This window comes from Kribbella sp. CA-294648, assembly GCF_050943845.1.
GTDB lineage: Bacteria > Actinomycetota > Actinomycetes > Propionibacteriales > Kribbellaceae > Kribbella.
This window is the reverse complement of the sequence record NZ_CP191981.1, coordinates 3542096-3561087: the sequence shown is the minus strand read 5'-3', so window position 1 is coordinate 3561087 and position 18992 is coordinate 3542096. Positions and strand designations below refer to the sequence as shown.

Here is an 18992-nt window from a genome sequence, read left to right as displayed (position 1 = left end):
TTGTCCGTTCCAGGGGATGACCGGGGCGGTGGGGTGGGAAAAGTATTGGATACTGTGCTCGGGGTGAGCAGCCTTCCAAGGAGTACCCCAGAAGAGCAAGGCCTATCCACCGACGCGCTGGACGCGTTCGTCGCCGCGCTCGACGCGTCCGAGCAGGAGATCCACACGGTGATGCTGCAGCGCCACGGTCAGGTGGTGCTGGCCGAGCAGTGGTCGCCGTACCGGCTCGAGGACCGGCATCTGCTGTTCTCGGTGTCGAAGAGCTTCACCTCGATCGGGATCGGACTGCTGATCGCCGACGGCAAGTTGTCGCTGGACGACAAGGTCGTCTCGTTCTTCGGCGAGGACGACCTGCCGGAGAAGGTCAGCGACAACCTGGCCGCGATGGAGATCCGGCACCTGCTCACGATGACCAGCGGCCACGCGGAAGACGCCGTGGTGGCCATGACCAGCGGGCCTGGGCAAGACTCCGTTGTAGTCGGTGCGGGTCGAGCCGTCCGGGCTTTCCTCGGCCTCGAAGTGGAGCACCAGCCCGGCACCCATTTTGTCTACAACAGCGGCGCGACGTACATGCTGTCGGCGATCCTGCAGGGGATCACCGGCGAAAGCCTGCTCGACTACCTACGGCCGCGCCTGTTCGAGCCGCTCGGCGCCGGCGAGGCGATCTGGGAGCAGTCGTCGGAGGGCATCAGCTTCGGTGGCTGGGGGCTGAGCCTCAACACCGAGTCGCTGGCGAAGTTCAGCCAACTCCTGCTGCAGCGCGGCGAGTGGGACGGCAAACAGCTCGCGCCGGCCGCCTGGATCGACGAGGCGACGAAGAAGCAGGTGCCGAACGACACCGAGACCAACCCGGACTGGAAACAGGGCTATGGCTTCCAGTTCTGGCGCGCGCGGCACAACGCGTACCGAGGCGACGGCGCCTTCGGCCAGTTCTGCCTGGTCTTCCCCGACCACGACGCCACGCTCGTCATCACCAGTGCCTCGCCGAACATGCAAGCCGTCATGGACATCGTCTGGTCGCACCTGCTGCCCGCCCTGCAAGGCGAGTCAGGCGACGGTACTCCGCGCCCGGCGAAGCTGGAGATCCTGCCGCCCACCGGGCCCGCCCCGAGCGGCGACGGGCGAACGTACGAGTTCGACCCGAGCGTCACGGGAATCAAGTCCATCAGGCTGGACCCCGACGGCACCGGCATCATCACCCTCGAGGCCGGGCCACTGACGGAGTACGCCGAAGCTCCCGAAGGCACCACCCAGGAGCTCGTCTTCGCACCCGGCGACTGGCGCGAGTCCATCGACGAGTTGCGCGATCCAGCGCAACGCGTGGTGACCAGCGCCTATGGGGACGGTGACACCTTCGTCGCGACCCTGCGCCACCTCGAGACGCCGTACGTCGTCACCCTGCGCTGCCGCCCCGAGGGCGACGTGCTTCAGGTCAGTGCGAAGTTCAACGTCTCCTTCGGCTCCCCGGAACTCACCTTGCGCTCGCGCTGACTATGTGAGGCAGGTCATGTCACAGACCCTGCCGCCCGCCGTGTCCCTGGGATCAACAACAGAGACATCGGAGGAAATGACATGAAGGTCTTGGTGGCAGGAGCAACCGGTGGGCTCGGCCGTTCGCTGGTCCCGAAGCTGATCGCGGCGGGGCACGAGGTGACCGGGATGATCCGGTCCGAGTCCGGCGCGGCCGGAGTGCGGGCGCAGGGTGCCGACGTGGTGATCGCGGACGGGCTGGACGCCGCAGCGGTGAAGGCGGCGGTGGTGTCCGTCCGTCCCGAGGTGGTCGTGCACCAGATGACCGCCTTGAAGGGCGGCATCAACTTCAAGAAGTTCGACGAGAGTTTCGCCCTGACCAACCGGCTGCGCACCGAGGGCACGGACAACCTGCTGGCCGCCGCGCACGCGGCCGGAGTACGCCGGTTCATCGCCCAGAGCTACGCCGGCTGGAACCTGCAACGCGGTGGCTCGACCATCAAGACCGAGGCCGACCCGCTCGACCCCAACCCGCATCCGGCGACCCGCCAGTCGATGGCCGGCCTGCGCTACGTGGAGGACACGGTCACCGGGGACAAGGAGCTCGAAGGCCTCGTCCTGCGGTACGCGAGCTTCTACGGCCCGACCGGTGCTGTCGGCAAGGGCGGTGAGATCGTCGAACTGATCGAGAAGCGCAAGCTCCCGCTGGTCGGCGACGGGGCCGGCATCTGGTCGTTCATCCACTACGACGACGCGGCCGACGTGACCGTGCGCGCGGTCTCGACCGGCGATCCCGGCATCTACCAGATCGCCGACGACGATCCGGCGTCCGCGGCGGTCTGGATTCCCGAGCTGGCCCGCATCCTCGGCGCGAAGGCTCCCCGCAAGATCCCCGTCTGGCTGGCGAAGCTCGCCATCGGCCAGGTCGGCGTCGACTTCTTCACCAAGATCCGCGGTGTCGACAACTCCCTGGCCAAGGACACCTTCAGCTGGCAGCCCGGCTACGCCAGCTGGCGGCAGGGCTTCCGCCACGGTCTGTAGATCGGTTGAGGGAGTGCTTGGGCGAGCGAGCGTCGATAGGGTGCGCTTGTGATCACTTCGGCCGAGCAGACTGTCCTTGATCGCATCGACGGGGAGCTTGTCGTCGAGCTCACCCAGCGCCTGCTGCGGGCAACCGGGCAGAACCCGCCTGGCGAAGAAGCGGCGACTGTGGCGGTGTTGAGCGCGGCTGCGGCTGAGCTCGGGCTGGACGTGGTCGCCACTCAGGTCGAGCCCGGGCGGGACAACGTCAGCATCACCCTTGCCGGGGGCAACGGACCTGGACTGCTCTTGCTCGGCCACACCGACGTCGTACCGGTCGGTGACGGCTGGACGAAGGATCCCTTCGGCGGCGTACTGGTCGACGGCCGCCTGTACGGGCGAGGCGCATCGGACATGAAGGGCGGACTCGCGGCCGCCCTCGTCGCGCTCGCGGCTTTGCGCGGTACCGGGCTTAGCGGTCCGGTCGAGCTGGCTGCCCTGATGGACGAGGAGGAGACCGGCAAGGGCATCCGCTCGTACGTCGAAACTGCGGGCCGCTCCTGGATCGGCTGCATCACCGCTGAGCCGACTGATCTGCAGACCATCATCGGCGCGCGAGGCGACTCCTATCTGAAGGTCTCGGTGCACGGAAAGGCCTGCCACGCGGGCAACCCCGCCGATGGCGCCAACGCGATCTACGGCGCAGCGGCTGTCGTTGCCGAGATCGAACGTCTTCATGCCGAGCTGGCGGCTCGGCCGCATCCGCTGCTGGGCGCGGCGACGTGGAGTGTCGGTCAGATCCAGGGCGGTACCGGCGGTTCGATCGTGCCGGCCGAGTGCACTCTCGTCGCCGACCGTCGGCTGCTTCCGGGTGAGTCACCTGCTGGCGTTCTCGACGATCTGCGGGCGCGGGTGGCGGCGCTTCGCCTGGAAGATCGCGGTCTGTCGGTCGAACTGGAGATGCCGATGGAGATGCCTGCGTTCCTGACCGCCGCCGATACGGATCTGGTCAGGGTGACTGACGCTTCACTGGCCGACGCCGGCGGGCCGGGGCTGCCGTTGGGCGGATGGACGGCGGCTTGCGACGGCGGCTTCATCGCGCGCGACTTCGGCGTACCGGTGGTGGTGCTCGGTCCTGGATCGGTGACCGACCAGGCTCATCGAGCCGACGAGTCCGTCGGCGTCGATGAACTGCTGGTCGCGGCGAAGGCGTACGCGTTGACTGCGCTACGTCTGCTGGGCTGACGCTTGGTCAGTGCTGCGGCTGCTGGGTGGGAAGCGCCGACGCTTCGTCAGTGCTGCGGCTGCTGGGGTGGGAAGAACTCCGAGCCTTGGACGTAGTCCATCGCCTTGGTGAACTCCGGGTCGGCGAAGCGCTCGGCCAGTTGCTCCTCGGTGACGTCCTCGATCCGGGTCATGATCCAGAAGAGGTTGCCGAACGGGTCGCGGACCCGGCCGATCAGGTCACCGAAGGCCAGGTGGGTGACCTCGGTGACCGACGTCCCGCCCGCCTCGACGGCTTGCCGGTGCACGGCGCGCGCGTCTTCGACGTACAGGCGCAGGTACGCCGGGGTCGGCGGCCAGTCCGGCCGGGCGTCGAACATCATCACCTTCGCGTCGCCGATCTGCATCTCGGCGTGACCGATGACACCGTCTTCGTCGGCGACACGGAAGAGCTCCTCGGCCCCGAAGGCACGGGTCAGGTAGTCCATCAAGGCGTTCGTGTCCTTCGAGATGATCCAGGGCGTGATCGTCGTGTAGCCCTCGGGGATCGCCTTGACGGTCATGGGTGCTCCTCCTGCGTCGTGAGTTGGTGAATCAGACGCTACGGCGAGAAGCGGACAATGTTTGTCCTCTACTTTTCTTGGTGGAGAGCGATGGCCAGGAGTTGGGCGAGGTGCAGCGGTCGGCGGTCGGTGCCGTGAGAGATCTGGGTTCGGCAACTGAAGCCGTCGGCGAGGATCGCGGTCCGCGGGTCGGCCTCGCGGACGGCGGGGAGCAGAACCCGCTCTCCGACGGCCTTGGAGACGTCGTAGTGGTCAGCTTCGAAGCCGAAGTTGCCGGCCAGGCCGCAGCAGCCCGCATCGGGCACGACCGCTTTGATCCCGGCTGCCGCCATCAGCGCCTTGTCCGCGTCGAAGCCGAGCACGGCGTGCTGGTGACAGTGCGGCTGGACCAGCGCCTCTCCCCCGACCTGCGGCGGCTCCCAACCTGCGTTGATGAGGAATTCGGCCAGCGTGTACGTCGAGGCTGCGGCCGCCGTGGCGAGGGGGTTATCCGGCAGGAGGTCGGGCGCGTCCTGCCGCAGGGCTGCCGTGCAACTCGGCTCGAGCCCGACGATCGGCGTACCGGCTGCAAGAGCTGGGGCCAATGCGGCGAGGGAGCGCTCGAGGACGCGTTTGGCCACGCCGAGCTGGCCGGTCGAGATCCAGGTGAGGCCGCAGCACACGGGCTTGTCCGGCAAGACGACCTCGAAACCGGCCGCCTCCAGCACCTCGACGGCGGCCTTGCCGATCTCTGGTACGAGGAAGTTCGTCAGGGTGTCCGGCCACAACAAAACCTTGCCTTGGGCGCCTGCTTTGGCTGTGCGGGTGGCGAACCATGCCTCGAAGCTCTGGTCGGCGAACTGCGGGATCTCACGTTGCACTGCGATCCCACCCAGACGTTTCACCAGCTTCCGGTTGGCGACGGCGTTGACCAGCTTCGGCGCGCGGGCAGCCAGTCGCGACCAGAGCGGGAGCCAGCCCATCGACCAGTGCGACAACGGCCTCGCCCACGGCCGCCGCGCATAGTGGTGATGGGTGAACTCGGCTTTGTACGTCGCCATGTCGACGTTCACCGGGCAGTCCGACAGACACCCCTTGCACGACAGACACAAATCGAGCGCGTCACGTACTTCGGTCGAGCGCCAGCCGTCCGTGACCAGATCGCCCTCGAGCATCTCCCAGAGCAGATGCGCGCGACCCCGCGTCGAGTGCAGCTCTTCCTTGGTCACCTGGTAACTCGGGCACATCACGCCGCCCGAGCTCTGCCGACACTTGCCGATCCCGACACAACGCCGCTGCGCCTGGGCGAAACTGTGCTCATCGTTGCCATAGGCAAACACAGTGAGAAGTTCGCGGTCCTTGGCCGGCCCGCTGTGCCTGATCTGCTCGTCCAGCGGCGGCGGATCGACGATCATCCCCGGGTTCATCACGCGGGTCGGGTCCCACAGGTCCTTCATTTCGCCGAACAGCCGCACCCCGTCGGCGCCGTACATGCGAGTCAGCAACTCGGACCGCGCCCGCCCGTCTCCATGCTCACCCGAGACCGATCCGCCAAGCTCCACGACGAGATCAGTGGCCTGCTCGACGAACTCCCGGTACGTCGTGAGCCCACGCCGGCTGAGCAGGTCGAAGTCGATCCGCATGTGCATGCAGCCCTCACCGAAGTGCCCGTACGACGCACCGGACAGGCCGTGCCTCGAGAGGAGTTCGTCGAGACCGCGGAGGTAGGCACCCAACCGCTCGGGCGGCACGGCGGCGTCCTCCCAACCACCCCACGCTTCGGCACCGTCGGCCCGACGAGTCGCCAACCCGGCCGCGTCGGTCCGGCAGCGCCACAGGACAGCCTGGGCTTTCGGGTCTGTGACCAGCGAAGCAGTCGCCGGCGAACCGGAGTCCCGGAGCTCTTCAAGCATCGGCTCGGCGGCTTTGGCTGCGGCCTGTTGATCTGGACCACCCATCTCGACGAGCAACCATGCGCGACCGGCAGGCAGGCCGGCATGAATCGCCGCATTCCGTACTTCGGTCGGCAGCCGCTCGACGAGATCGTGATTGATCGACTCCATCGTCAATGGCCCGTGCCGCAGCACCACCGGCACACAATCCGCCGACGTCACCGAGTCCGCAAACCCGAGCACACACAAAACCTTTGCCCGAGGCAACCGAGTCAGCCGGACGGTCGCCTGCAGAGTCGCCGCGAACCCACCCTCACTCCCACACAACAACCCCGCCACGTTGTACCCGTGCGCAGGCAACAACCACTGCAACCCATAACCCGAAATCTGCCGCCCGAACAACCCGAACCGACGCTCGATCACCAACTGGTTCCGGTCGACAAACCCCTGCAACCCCCGATGCAACTCCCCCTCCCGCCCCGGCTTCCTCGCGTAGTACTCCCGCCGCGCCGCAACATCCACTCCACCAGCGGCTGCAGTTCCTGCGGCCCTCGCCTTCCCACCCGCGCCCGCCGCCGCGCCAGCGGCGTCGGGCGCGTCTACCGTCAGGCGGGTGCCGTCCGGGAGCAGCACCTCGAGTGCCAGCACGTTGTCGGCGGTGGTACCCCAGGCGACTGAGTGTGCCCCGCACGCGTTGTTCGCGATCATCCCGCCGAGTGTCGCCCGGCTGCCTGACGACGGATCGGCGCCGAACGCGAGCCCGTGGGGTTTGGCCGCCGCCAACAGGTCTGTCAGGACAACGCCGGGTTCGACGACCGCAGTACCGGCTGCTGGGTCGAGGTCGACGATCTTGTTGACGTGCCGCGAGGCGTCGATGACCACCCCGCCGATCGCGTTGCCCGCCATCGACGTACCGCCGCCGCGCAGCGTGACCGGCGCCCCGGCCGCCGCCGTCAGCGCCACCGCCGCAGCAAGATCCGCCTGATCCACCGGCACCACCACGAGCTCCGGCACAGCACGATAGTTAGACCCGTCCGCCGCATACAGCGCCCGACTCCGCGCGTCAGTACCGACCGTGCCACGCTCCTGCGCCCGCAACTCACCCGCCAGCCGCACCACGTCGTACTGGAGGACCTGCCGCTCGCCGCCCTGCCGTGAGTTCGACATCGCCCACAATCTACCGGTGACGTATGCCCCCACCCGTACTCACATCCCGGGCAGGACGCTTTGCCCCCACCCGAACCATTGGGGTCGACCGCACACTGCCACCGAACCACCTCGCCTCACCGCGCGGTGAGTGTGCCGAGCGACAGGAGATGGTTGGGTCTGCTCGGCTCGCTCACGCTCAGCGGGGGCTTGGAAAGCTTGGAAGTCGGCACTATGTCCTGTCGGTCGGGACAGTGTTCGGGGCGAAGAGTTCGAGTTGGATGTTGTCCTGGTCGCGGAAGACGAGGACCGAGGCGTAGGGCTCGTCGGCGATGGGTGATTGGGTCAGCGGCTTGTCGGCCGTCTCCGCGCGCACCACGCCGTGTGCTTCGAGGTGGTCCTGCCACTGCTCGAGATCGGCCCGGCTGCCTACGGTGAAGCCGGCGTGGTCGAGCCCGGTGGTTGTCTCGGCGCTGAGCCGGCCGTCGTTGGTCTCGTGCCGGTGCAGCGCGATCATCAACCGGTGATCCGCATCGGCGAGGATCCGCCCGACGCCGCCGCGGTGCGGGATGTCCATGATCGGGTGAACGTCGAAGACCTCGCCGTACCAGGAGACGCTGGCCTCCAGGTCGGTCACGGTGAGGGCCAGATGGTGCAGCGTGGGCTGGGTGACTGTGGACATGATTGCCCCCTTCAGGTACTTGCTCACGCCTTCGCGTAGCGAGCAAGGAACATCTGCGTCACGTCCTCGACGAGCCGGGTCCATCGGTCGCCACCAGGCTCGTTGGAAACCTGCTGATCGACCAGACCGGTCGTGATGGCGGTCCAGATGTCGAGGTACTTCGGATCGTGCACGCCGTTGCGTGCGAGGAGCTCACGGGTGTTCGCCAAGGCGCTCACGGCAAGCTCATAGGACTCCGGCGACGGCGTGAACCCGGGCACGGAACGCTGGAACAGCAACTGGTACCGCGGTACATCCTCAACACAGAACCGAACAAAGGCTTCAGCCTCGGTCAACAGATCCCGCGCCGGATCATCGGTGACGGGCAAGCCGGCCTTCAACTCGACAAAGGCCCGCGCGGCCTCGGCGAACATGGCGTCAAAGATCGCATTCTTCGACTCGAAGTACGCGTAGACGGTCGGCGTAGTGATCCCGGCCCGCCGAGCAAGCTCCCGCAACGACAACGCCGCCAGCCCGTCCTCCCGAACCAACTCCCAAGCAGCCGCCAGCACCGAAGCCCGAGCACTCTCCCGCCGAGCCTCCCGCCACCCCCCAACCTCTTTCTTTAACACAGTCAGCATTATTTGCACGCTGTATAAAGGTTGTCAACAGGTACATCTCCCCACCCGTACTCGCATCGCGTGTCAACGCGTCGCGCCCACCCGAACCTGTCAGAGGTCCAACCCGGCACGCTCGACCGCAACGACTGGAGACCGCATGGGGACTCCTGCTGCGGTCGCGCACGCAAACCGATGGGGATCTACAAGCCAGCCTCCTCGTGACGTCGCTCCGCTTCACAGTCCCCTGATTGAGAGACTGAGAGCAGTATTGCGAGATGTGCCGGACGAGGTGAGGGCTGTCGGAGGCCGGAACGCAGGGCACACAAAGCGCGACTCAGAGACCGGCAGACGCCTACCGCGATTCTACGAATACCCAGACCGTCAGGGCCGATCGTGGGCGCGTCGATGGCGGCGCCAGGTCTGGTCAGATCCGGGCGCGACAGGCATGATTCTCAACAGCACGGTAATCTCAGCGGTTTGCAGAAAGGTGGCGCTTCGGAAGTGGATACATTTGACAGTGAAGTGACAGGGTTGCTGTCAAATCAACTCGACGAGCCACGTTCTGTACTGACCACCCTGGATGAACTGATCAATTCCGGCCGACTTGCGACCTATTTGAAATCGTTGTTGGTTGGTCGATCATCTCATCGCCTGGAAGAGATCTATGCCTTCGAACATCCAAATGGATTCACGAAGGTCGTGCTTGCCGACCGATCTGGCGCGTGGAGTCTGCGCCTTCATTACTGGCCTCCTGGTGTCGGTGATGTCGACATTCATTCACACAGATGGCATTTCGCTTCTTTTGTACTGAAGGGGACGATCCAGACCTCGTCTCACCAAGTATCGGTTGGCACTGAATTTGAAATGCTCGACTGCTTCCCCTCAGAGCGGGGAGACTATCGCATGGAACATCGCGGCATTGTCGGGCTGACGACACTAATCGAACAGCATCATTCAACAGGTGACACCTATTTCCACTCGCTGGAGGGACTTCACAAAGCCTCCGTAGAAACCGAATCATTCACGATGGTGCTCCACGGAATGGACCTCTTGGATCATAGTACGGTCATTCGCCGGCGGCATTCTCAGCCGCGACTTCAGGAGGGCTCGAGCGTGGTACCCAATCCTCGCTTGAGGAAGTTGCTCGAATTCTCATTGGGAGGGCTTGATGGCGAAAGATCAAAATGAGCGGATGATGCATTCGTACGCCAAGATCTGGGCGGTACTGGTGGTTTTGGTGGTGCTTGGCTTAGGCGTATTCGGAACTTTGGCCGGCCGTATCTTTCATCTGACGACGGAGTGGAACGAATACGTTCAGGCGATCGGCGGCGGATTGATAGCGTCTATCACTGTCTTCGTCTTCATTTCCCTCCTTCTCGAGCCGAGGCGCGATCAGGTTCGATCAATGACCATCAGCAAGTATGCAATTGAAACCGCCAATCGACAGTTCCAGGATTACTTCGAAGCCGCATTGCCCTCCGCGTCTTATGAATCCTCAGCAGAGCCAAAGTCTGATTTCAGGGAGGCTTTCGTAAAATTCCTATCCAACTCCAGCAGGTACGACTACAAAGGCGACAGCGCAAACGTGACAATGGCGCGCCTTGTGTTACTGAAGAACCGTCCAGAGGTGAAGGATATCGAGCGGGTTCGGCTGTGCTTGCTCGACCCTCGGGCGACTGAGCCATTGCGCGCTCATGCCGAATACCGGTTGCAACGGACCGGAGTAGAGCCGACCGCGAGTGCTGTCGCCGCAGAGCAAGAGTCCCTGCAGGTCGATATATGGGTATCTCTAGTCGGCCTGTTCGACATTCGCCACACTCGACCTACGGCGATCTACCTTCATCGGGATCTGCCATTCTTCCGTTGCGAATACTTCGATGACGGCATGTTTCTTAGTTACTATGTCGGCACCGCATTTTTTCCAGAGACCCTAGAGTTCCACAGCCGCTCACGCCCGTTCGACGCGTATCAACGAGCACTCGAACTGTCTCGACGATTTGCGACCAAAGTCGCCGTCTTTGCGCCTAACGGGCCGTCAGCCGACCTGGTATCGGACGACAAATCGATGACTGCGATGTTGTCAGACTTGGGCTGCACGGACACCCTCGTCAACCTTCGAACTCTCGCACAGGAGCGGGTCGAGCGACAGAAGGGTCGCCTGAAAAAGGCTGGGATGAGCCCAGATGATCTCTTCTGAGCAGGCTCAGTCACTCTGGCCGGATAACTGAGCCGACTCGTTCACCCTTGGCCGCACGGAAGATGCTCGACTCGGTTTGCGCGTTGACCACATGCAGCTTTATGTGGAGCTCGCCAGCAAGCAGCAATGCTTCTGGATCGGTAAAAGAGAGTTGGCGACGATATGCTTCTGTCGCCGAGATTTCTTCAATTAGTTTCGCATTGGGACTGCGACGCGGGTCGCTCGTATAGACTCCATCTACCTCATGTTTTGCCAGCACAAGACAGCCCACCCCCGCGTCAGCAGCGAGCTGAACAGCAGACACATCGGACGATATTCCGCCGATCCCGAGGCCGCCTGCCAGCACAACGGCGTCATTTGTCGCCAATGCCTCTGCGAGGCTTCGTTGTGTCCACGGGATTCCAAAGGAGACACACGGCCCGCTCGTGAGAACAACGGACCGTAGTCCGACAGATTTACATCTGGCCGCGAAGACCAGCGCATTGACCCCCGTCGCGAGCATCGCGGCCTGATCGCCGTCGTCTGAGTTGATACTCATCGTGGCCGAATCCCTCCCGCGGAATATGTTGCCGGCACCTAAGACGACGACGCACTTGATTCCGAAATCAACCAGTCGACGGATTTGCGAAACGAAGCGGGTGAATGCGAGGTGCGATAGCGCGTACTGCTCGCCCCTCAGTGACTCACCGCTAATCTTGACTACCACGGTTTGTGTCATATCAACTCCAGATGGGTGGACCGGCCGATTGGCAATGTGCCCGCTAAACTGCCAAAGTCGAAGCCTGAAATGGTCAGTGGCCCTGACCGCAGTGACTTTTGCTGAGCTGCTCCGGAGCCTGAACTGATTTCCCCCGTGCAGCGGTCGGAACTGAGGGAGCTACGCGGCAATCGCCGAATTCAGCCACCGCACTCCGCACAAGACGATCCGGTGCAAAGGTCGTCGGTGCTCGCATCATGTGCCGTGCTTCGAGCATTTGCAAGGGAAGACATAGAGCGGAGGAGCGGTGCAGCCTTGAAGCGCAGACGCCAGCCGCACCGAGGTGTCGCCGACCATACGAGATGCGGGTGCGCGCCCCGTGACATCAACTGCCAAGGCCGTCGAACGGCCGGCGCTACCTCGACGGGTGGGTGGGCACCGGCGCGCTAGGTCGGCATACGAGCATGGGCGCACAGCACACCAGCCATGCAACGGACACGAGTTAGCTACGCGTGCGCCTCGCATTGCCAGAGGTTCGGGCGGGCACGACGCGCCCGCCCGGAACACGAGCACGGGTGGGTGCAATACTCCAGCCCATACACCCGCGGCGAGCGCCGTCGGTAGCTCAGTTTTCGGCCAGTGTTGCCAGGCCGGCGACGATTACCTGTAGGCCGAACTCGAACCGTTCGTCGCCCAGTGCCCCCGTGGTGAGTGCGCCGGCCAGGGCGATTGTGAACGGGAACTTATCCGGGGGCAGGCCTTCGAAGAACTGCCGCAGCTCGCCGACGAATCGGGTCACATCCTCCTCGGTCCACCCGGACGCGCCCTGGACGCTTTCCTCGAATGCCGTCGCCGCGACGAATAGCCCGATCATGTCGACCGCCCACGCGGCCGCCTGGTCCGGCAACCCACCCGCCTTGAGGATCGCGAGCATGCTCTCCGTACTGCGCAGCGCGCGTTCCCCGAGCGGCACCTGACCGATCGCGGCGCGGGCCACCCCTGGATAGGCGCGCATCACGGTGACCATCGACCGCATCGCGTCCTTCAGTTGCTCCTGCCAGCGCTCCGGGTCGGCCTCCTGGATCTCGATCCCCTCGGCGGCCCGGTCGACCAGCAACTGGTCGAGCTCCCGCTTGTTGGCGACGTGCGCGTAGAGCGAAGCCGGCCCGGTGTCGAGCACCTGGGCGACCTTGCGCATCGAGACGGCCTCGTAGCCCTGCTCGAGCAAGACCTCCATCGCGGCGTCGACGATCCGCTCCCGGCTCAGCGGCTCGCGAGCACGGCGGGCCGGCTTCTCGGGGCTGATCGGCTGCCACGGCGACTGGTTCATGCGGGTCACTCTAGCGAACGGCGTACTTGACGAGAACGGCGTTCGCGGATAGAACAGTGTTCGTGAACGAACACCGTTCGAATCAAGAAACGCGAAAGGGGCGCCATCGATGAGCACCTCAACAACCGCCGGCCCGGCCGACACGGCCGCGGCCGGCACCGCACCGGCGTACAAGTGGCGCTGGATCGTGCTCGGGACCGTGCTGGTCGCCGAGATCATGGACCTGGTCGACGCGACGATCGTGAACATCGCGGCGCCCTCCATCCGCGCCGAGCTGGGCGGGTCGGAGGCGGCGATGCAGTGGATGCTGGCCGGCTACACGCTCGCGTTCGCGATCGGCCTGGTCTCCTTCGGCCGGCTCGGCGACCTGGTCGGGCGGCGCCGGCTGTTCGTCATCGGCGCCGTCGGCTTCACCGTCGCCTCGGCCGTTTGCGGGCTGGCCACCTCGCCGGAGATGCTGATCGGCAGCCGGATCGCGCAAGGCCTGCTGGGAGCGGTGATGATCCCGCAGGGATTCGCGATCCTGAAGGCGGTCTTCCCACCGCAGGAGATCGGCAAGGCCTTCAGCCTGTTCGGCCCGGTGATGGGCCTGTCCGCGGTGGCCGGCCCGATCATCGCGGGCGTGCTGATCGACGCGGACTGGTTCGGTACCGGCTGGCGGATGATCTTCTTCATCAACGTCCCGATCGGCGTACTCGCCCTGTTCGGCGCCCTGCGATACATGCCCGAGGTGAAGACCGAAGGTGCCTCCCGGCTCGACCTGCCCGGCGTGATTCTGGTCAGCCTCGCCTGCGGGTTGCTGATCTACCCGCTGGTGCAAGGTCGCGAACTCGGCTGGCCGGCTTGGTCGGTCGTGATGATGGTCTCGTCCGTGGCCGTGTTCGCGCTGTTCGGCTGGCGGGAGCGAAGGTCCGGCAACCCGGTCATCGACCCGTCGCTGTTCCGCAGTCGCGGGTACGTCGCGGGGCTCGGCGTGATCACCACGTTCTTCCTGGCGATGTCCGGCTTCCTGCTGGTCTTCAACCTGTTCACCCAGCTCGGGCTGCACTACAGCCCGCTGCGGGCCGGCCTCGCGATGGTGCCGTTCTCGCTCGGGATCGCGATTGGCGCGCCGCTGTCCGGCGGGCTGCTCGCGCCGCGCTGGGGACGCAAGGCGCTGCAGCTGGGGATCGTGGTGATGACGCTGGCGATGGTCGGGGTCTGGTTCACCCTGCACGCCTACGGTGACGCGACGACGGTCTGGAACCTCGTACCGGCCACGCTGGTCTGCGGGATCGGCGCGGGCATGGTGTTCGCTCCGCTGTTCGACATCATCCTGGCCTCGATCGACGACCAGGCGGCGGGCTCGGCGTCCGGCGTACTGACCGCGATGCAGCAGTTCGGCGGCGCGATCGGCGTGGCCGTGATCGGCACGATCTTCTTCCAGCTGCTCCCGGCCCACCAGTTCCTCGGCGCCACCAAGTCGGCCACCCTGGTCGCCGTCGCCCTCTTCGCACTCAGCCTCCTGGTCACCTTCGCCCTGCCGAAGCGAGCCCGCGAGCAGACGACGCACTAGCCCCCGGACCGCCCCCACTCACAAACCTCGTCCGGGCCAGCCGCGGCCGACCGAGGCCGAGCGTGGGTGGGCGCGCCACGGGCTGCGGAGCGAAGGTTTGTGAGTGGCGGCGGTCCGCTTCGCCCTGCGGCAGGCATGCCGAAGCCCCGCTCACCGAGGGTGAGCGGGGCTTTGGTGGGTGCTTAGTTGAACGAGTCGCCGCAGGCGCAGGAGCCGGTGGCGTTCGGGTTGTCGATCGTGAAGCCCTGCTTCTCGATCGTGTCCACGAAGTCGATCGAGGCGCCCTTGAGGTACGGGGAGCTCATCCGGTCCGTGACCACGCTGACGCCACCGAAGTCGGTCACCACGTCGCCGTCGAGCTGACGCTCGTCGAAGAACAGCTGGTACCGCAGGCCTGAGCAGCCGCCCGGCTGCACGGCGACCCGCAGTGCGAGGTCATCGCGGCCTTCCTGCTCCAGCAGCGCCTTCACCTTGGCGGCGGCGCCGTCGGTCAGCTGGATGCCGCTGGCCGTGGTGGTGCCCTCCGCAGTCTGCACTGCCTCGGTCTGCGCTTCAGTCATTCCTGACTCCAAGTCATCTCATGAGCGCCCGGCCGCTCTGAGCAGGCGGCCACGCGCGGAAAGTCCGCTGTCATTCGGGCCAACATCAGCCGGTCCCGAACCATTCCCATGGTCGCACACCATTTTCAGGGATCAACTTCGCGCCACCCGCTGGAACAGCCGGTACGCCGTACCGGCCGCCTTCGGCGAGCCCAGGACTCGAGCGGGCGCGGGTCTCGAGCGGGCCTAGGTCTCGGGCGGGCGCGGGTCGTCAGCGGGCCCAGGTCTTGGCGACGCGCTCGGCGACGGTGGCCAGTGAGCCATGCGGGTCGGCGAAGGCGCGCTCCTCGCCGACCGCGTCGACCAGCGAGTACGCCGACTCGACCCCCATCGTGCGCATCTCCCGAGCCCCGATCTGGACCTTGCCGGCCAGCACCACACACGGCCGCATCGCGTCGTTCGCGACCTTCGCCACCCCGGAGATGACCTTGCCGTCACGGGACTGGAAGTCGAACGCCCCCTCCCCCGTCAGGACCAGATCGACCTGCCCGGCCTTCACCTCGAGCCCGGTCAGCGACGCAACGAGATCGATCCCGGAGACCCGCTCGGCTCCGAGCAGCAGCAGCGCGTACCCCAGCCCGCCCGCAGCCCCAGCGCCCTTCTGGTCAGCCGTCTTGCGTCCAGCCAGCTCGGCGAACCTGGTCAGATACCCATCGACCGCGGGCTTCCGCTCGTCGGTGATGCCCTTCTGAGTCCCGAAAATATTCGTCGCCCCACGCAGCCCGAGCATCGGGTTCTCCACGTCACTCGCCGCGACGAGCTCGACCCCGGCCAGCCGCGTCCGCGCCGGTTCCAGGTCCACCTCGGTCAGTTCAGCGAGCCCTTTGGCTCCCGCCTCCAGACTGCCGCCGACCGCTGTCGCACCAAGCGCCGCCAGCAGGCCAGCCCCCGCGTCGTTCGTGCCCGAACCACCGAGGCCGAGGATGATCCGCTTGGCACCGGCGTCCACGGCCGCGGCGATCAACTGCCCCACGCCGTACGTCGAAGCGTCCTCCGGCCGCCGATCGGCCGGCTCGACGAGATGCAGACCACACGCCTGAGCAGTCTCGATGTACGCCGTCTCGCCGCCCACCAGCACGGTCGCCGGGACCTCCGCACCGAGCGGCCCACGCACGACCACCGAGAGCAGCCGCCCATCCACGACCGTGGACAGTACGTCGATGAACCCAGGCCCGCCGTCTGCCATCGGCGCGATCAGTACTTCGGCCTGCGGGTCCCGTCGCCGCCAGCCTTCCTCGATCGCGGCCGCGGCCTCGACAGCAGTCAACGTCCCAGCGAACTTGTCCGGAGCAATCAGCACGCGCATGGGCACATCCTCTCCTACCCCCGACTCGTGCCGCCGCCCACCGCCATCCCCCGGACAACCAGCCCGGCGGGGTAGCGTCCGCGGCGTGCACGGGCCGACGACAGCAACCGAAGCGATCGCAGTACAGGAGCAACTCCGAGGTCGCGTCGACACGACCGGACCTGGGCCGTCGCCGGCTGATACGCAGTACGTCGCCGGGCTCGATGTCGCGTACGACGGTGACGCCCTGGCCGCCGCGATCGTCGTACTCGACGGCCACTCGTTGACCGAGGTCGACCGCGCGATCGTGCTCGGCCGCACCGCCTTTCCCTATGTCCCGGGCCTGTTCGCCTTCCGCGAGATCCCCGCACTTCTGGAAGCTCTGGGGAAGCTGACAATCACCCCCGACTTGCTCGTCTGCGACGGCCAAGGCCTGGCCCACCCGCGACGCTTCGGCCTTGCCTGCCACCTCGGCGTACTGACCGGCCTGCCCACGATCGGCGTCGCCAAGACCGCCTTCGTCGGCACGTACGCAGAGCCTGGACCGAAACGCGGCGACTCCTCCGACCTCCTCCTGGACGACGAGGTCGTGGGCCAAGTGCTCCGGACCCAGACCAACGTGAGGCCGGTCTTCGTCTCAGTGGGCCACCGCGTCGACCTCCCGAGCGCCGTCGCTCACACGCTCCACCTCGCCCCGAAGTACCGCCTGCCCGAAACCACCCGAGCCGCCGACCACGCCTGCCGCCAAGCGCTGTCCTGACCGTCTGCTGTCCGCAGATCTCCCCCGCTGGCGGTCCACCTCGACCTAGCCTCGCTCTATGCAGATCGAACAACTCAGGCCAGAGCTGCATCTCCTCCGCTTCGAGGTCGGCCAGGCGTACCTCTGGCAGGACGAGGACGGACTGACCCTGATCGACACGGGACCGCTCGGGATGGGCGAGGCGATCCGGCTGGCGATCAAGGACCTCGGCCGCGATCCCGCCGAACTCCGACGGATCGTGCTCACCCACGCCCACGGCGACCACGCGGGCTCCGCTGCCGAGATCAGGCAGTGGAGTGACGCGCCGCTGCTCGTCCACCGGTACGACGCTCCGCTGGTCGAGGGGGTCGCGCCGATCCCACCGCCCGTACTGCTCGATTGGGAGCGGCCCCTGTTCGCGGAGGTCGACGGGCATCTCGCGGCGCCGCCGATCCCGGTGGACACCGAACTGGCCGACGGCGACCTCCTCGACTTCGGCGGCGGTGCGCAGGTGATCTCGATCCCGGGGCACACCGAGGGCAGCATCGCCGTGTCCCTGCCGCAGCACGGCGTCCTCTTCACCGGCGACGCGGTGGCCGAATACCAGGGCCGCGTGATCCTCGGTGTCTTCAACCAGGACCGGACCGCGGCGATGCACTCGCTCAGCCGGCTGGCCGGGCTCGACACAGAACTGCTGTGCTTCGGTCACGGTGAGCCAGTTCGCTCCGGCGGCACCGCGCGACTGCGAGAACTGGCGGTAATTTCGCATTCTGAGCAGTGACGTGGGACATGCGGGGGAAGAGCTCCGGCGTGGCACGATGGTTGACGTGACCACCATTGCTGACGGCTCGAAGTCTCTTCCCCTGCTCTTCCTGGGCCGTGACACCGACCCGCACTCGGAGCGCGGAGTGGAGTGTCCGGGCGCGCTGCCGCCGGCCTCCGACCCGAACCTGGTCGAGCGGGCGCTGAAGGCGAAGGCGGCGCTGGGCGACCAGGTGTTCGTGCTCGGCCACCACTACCAGCGCGACGAGGTGATCCAGTTCGCCGACGTCACGGGTGACTCGTTCAAGCTGGCCCGCGACGCCGCGGCCCGGCCGGACGCGCCGTACATCGTCTTCTGTGGTGTGCACTTCATGGCCGAGTCGGCGGACATCCTGACCAACGAGAACCAGACGGTGATCCTGCCCGACCTCGCGGCCGGCTGCTCGATGGCCGACATGGCCCGCATCCAGCAGGTCGAGGCGGCCTGGGACGCGCTCGCCGACGCGGGTGTCGCGGACGTCACCGTGCCGGTCACCTACATGAACTCCAGCGCCGACATCAAGGCGTTCTGCGGCCGCAACGGCGGCGCGGTCTGTACGTCGAGCAACGCCGACGTCGCGCTCGACTGGGCCTTCCAGCAGGGCGAGAAGGTGCTCTTTCTGCCCGACCAGCACCTCGGCCGCAACACCGCAGTACTCAAGATGGGCATCAGCCTCGACGAGTGCGTCGTCTACGACCCGCACAAGCCGGGCGGCGGGCTCCCCAAGGAGCAGCTCGCGAAGGCCAAGATGATCCTGTGGCGCGGGCACTGCTCGGTGCACGGCCGCTTCACCGCGGCCTCGGTCGACGACGTGCGCAGCCGCGTCCCGGGCGTCAACGTCATCGTGCACCCCGAATGCCAGCACGAGGTCGTCCTGAAGGCTGACCTGGTCGGCTCGACGGAGTACATCATCGAGACCCTGGCAGCGGCCGAGCCCGGTACGTCGTGGGCCGTCGGCACCGAGCTCAACCTGGTCCAGCGGCTCGCCAAGCAGCACCCCGACAAGAACGTCGTCTTCCTCGACAAGACCGTCTGCTACTGCGCCACGATGAACCGCATCGACCTCCCACACTTCGTCTGGGCCCTGGAAAACCTCGTCGCCGGCCACGTCGTCAACCCGATCAAGGTCGACGCCGACACCGAGAAGTACGCCAAGATCGCCCTCGACCGCATGCTCGCCCTCCCCGGCAAAACCGCCAAGGACTGAGCTCCC

General features: G+C 66.1%; 17 protein-coding genes. 9 read left to right on the top strand and 8 right to left on the bottom strand.

Translation table 11 applies throughout. From position 1 onward, the window contains the following. The first annotated feature begins 63 nt into the window (after positions 1 to 63). The 3 genes from ACQPYM_RS16965 to ACQPYM_RS16955 all read left to right on the top strand — a co-directional run bounded on the left by ACQPYM_RS16965 (position 64) and on the right by ACQPYM_RS16955 (position 3735). Complete coding sequence (locus tag ACQPYM_RS16965) at positions 64 to 1491, top strand: serine hydrolase domain-containing protein (protein ID WP_433021703.1); 1428 nt, start codon at positions 64 to 66, stop codon at positions 1489 to 1491. 81 nt (positions 1492 to 1572) lie between these two features. Then, positions 1573 to 2511, top strand: coding sequence for an NAD-dependent epimerase/dehydratase family protein (locus ACQPYM_RS16960; protein ID WP_433021702.1), 939 nt, complete (start codon positions 1573 to 1575; stop codon positions 2509 to 2511). 48 nt (positions 2512 to 2559) lie between these two features. After that, positions 2560 to 3735, top strand: a complete 1176-nt coding sequence (locus ACQPYM_RS16955; protein ID WP_433021700.1) for a M20 family metallopeptidase — start codon at positions 2560 to 2562, stop codon at positions 3733 to 3735. A gap of 47 nt (positions 3736 to 3782) precedes the next feature. Here the strand turns inward: ACQPYM_RS16955 and ACQPYM_RS16950 are convergent, their stop codons facing one another. From ACQPYM_RS16950 to ACQPYM_RS16935, 4 genes are all read right to left on the bottom strand, one after another. Next, the gene (locus tag ACQPYM_RS16950) at positions 3783 to 4277 is read right to left on the bottom strand and encodes a VOC family protein (protein ID WP_433021698.1); all 495 of its coding nucleotides are present in this window, start codon (positions 4275 to 4277) and stop codon (positions 3783 to 3785) included. Between the two features lie 68 nt (positions 4278 to 4345). Continuing rightward, the gene (locus ACQPYM_RS16945; protein ID WP_433021696.1) at positions 4346 to 7315 is read right to left on the bottom strand and encodes an FAD-binding and (Fe-S)-binding domain-containing protein; all 2970 of its coding nucleotides are present in this window, start codon (positions 7313 to 7315) and stop codon (positions 4346 to 4348) included. A gap of 211 nt (positions 7316 to 7526) precedes the next feature. Then, positions 7527 to 7976 carry a VOC family protein gene (locus ACQPYM_RS16940; RefSeq protein ID WP_433021694.1) on the bottom strand — a complete coding sequence of 150 codons (450 nt, stop codon included), beginning with the start codon at positions 7974 to 7976 and terminating at the stop codon, positions 7527 to 7529. A gap of 23 nt (positions 7977 to 7999) precedes the next feature. After that, positions 8000 to 8596 (bottom strand): TetR/AcrR family transcriptional regulator, encoded by a 597-nt coding sequence (locus tag ACQPYM_RS16935; protein ID WP_433021692.1) that lies wholly within the window; start codon positions 8594 to 8596, stop codon positions 8000 to 8002. 372 nt (positions 8597 to 8968) lie between these two features. On the opposite strand from ACQPYM_RS16935, the gene ACQPYM_RS16930 reads away from it, so the two are divergent. Beyond that, positions 8969 to 9763 (top strand): hypothetical protein, encoded by a 795-nt coding sequence (locus ACQPYM_RS16930; protein ID WP_433021690.1) that lies wholly within the window; start codon positions 8969 to 8971, stop codon positions 9761 to 9763. Then, the gene (locus ACQPYM_RS16925; RefSeq protein WP_433021688.1) at positions 9744 to 10772 is read left to right on the top strand and encodes a hypothetical protein; all 1029 of its coding nucleotides are present in this window, start codon (positions 9744 to 9746) and stop codon (positions 10770 to 10772) included. The genes ACQPYM_RS16930 and ACQPYM_RS16925 overlap by 20 nt, the downstream gene beginning before the upstream one ends. A 10-nt stretch (positions 10773 to 10782) precedes the next feature. Here the strand turns inward: ACQPYM_RS16925 and ACQPYM_RS16920 are convergent, their stop codons facing one another. Together ACQPYM_RS16920 and ACQPYM_RS16915 are read right to left on the bottom strand one after the other, a co-directional pair. Continuing rightward, positions 10783 to 11490 carry a hypothetical protein gene (locus ACQPYM_RS16920; RefSeq protein ID WP_433021686.1) on the bottom strand — a complete coding sequence of 236 codons (708 nt, stop codon included), beginning with the start codon at positions 11488 to 11490 and terminating at the stop codon, positions 10783 to 10785. A 604-nt stretch (positions 11491 to 12094) separates the two neighbouring features. Continuing rightward, on the bottom strand, positions 12095 to 12799 hold the full coding sequence (locus ACQPYM_RS16915; protein ID WP_433021684.1) for a TetR/AcrR family transcriptional regulator: 705 nt from the start codon (positions 12797 to 12799) through the stop codon (positions 12095 to 12097). A 109-nt stretch (positions 12800 to 12908) separates the two neighbouring features. On the opposite strand from ACQPYM_RS16915, the gene ACQPYM_RS16910 reads away from it, so the two are divergent. After that, the gene (locus ACQPYM_RS16910; RefSeq protein WP_433021682.1) at positions 12909 to 14354 is read left to right on the top strand and encodes an MFS transporter; all 1446 of its coding nucleotides are present in this window, start codon (positions 12909 to 12911) and stop codon (positions 14352 to 14354) included. Between the two features lie 182 nt (positions 14355 to 14536). Here ACQPYM_RS16910 and erpA read toward each other — a convergent pair whose 3' ends face one another. Both erpA and ACQPYM_RS16900 read right to left on the bottom strand, forming a co-directional pair. Then, a complete protein-coding gene (erpA, locus tag ACQPYM_RS16905) occupies positions 14537 to 14914 on the bottom strand; it encodes an iron-sulfur cluster insertion protein ErpA (protein WP_360271585.1) in 378 nt (125 codons plus the stop codon). Positions 14915 to 15164: 250 nt separating this feature from the next. Next, positions 15165 to 16259: a glycerate kinase family protein gene (locus ACQPYM_RS16900; protein ID WP_433021680.1), complete on the bottom strand. Its 1095-nt coding sequence runs from the start codon at positions 16257 to 16259 to the stop codon at positions 15165 to 15167. Between the two features lie 85 nt (positions 16260 to 16344). On the opposite strand from ACQPYM_RS16900, the gene nfi reads away from it, so the two are divergent. The 3 genes from nfi to nadA are packed head-to-tail and all read left to right on the top strand — an operon-like array spanning position 16345 to position 18986. Next, positions 16345 to 16998 carry a deoxyribonuclease V gene (nfi, locus tag ACQPYM_RS16895; RefSeq protein ID WP_433021678.1) on the top strand — a complete coding sequence of 218 codons (654 nt, stop codon included), beginning with the start codon at positions 16345 to 16347 and terminating at the stop codon, positions 16996 to 16998. Positions 16999 to 17056: 58 nt separating this feature from the next. Continuing rightward, positions 17057 to 17758, top strand: a complete 702-nt coding sequence (locus tag ACQPYM_RS16890; RefSeq protein WP_433021676.1) for an MBL fold metallo-hydrolase — start codon at positions 17057 to 17059, stop codon at positions 17756 to 17758. A gap of 46 nt (positions 17759 to 17804) precedes the next feature. After that, positions 17805 to 18986, top strand: a complete 1182-nt coding sequence (gene nadA, locus ACQPYM_RS16885; protein ID WP_433021674.1) for a quinolinate synthase NadA — start codon at positions 17805 to 17807, stop codon at positions 18984 to 18986. The last annotated feature ends 6 nt before the right edge of the window (positions 18987 to 18992 follow it).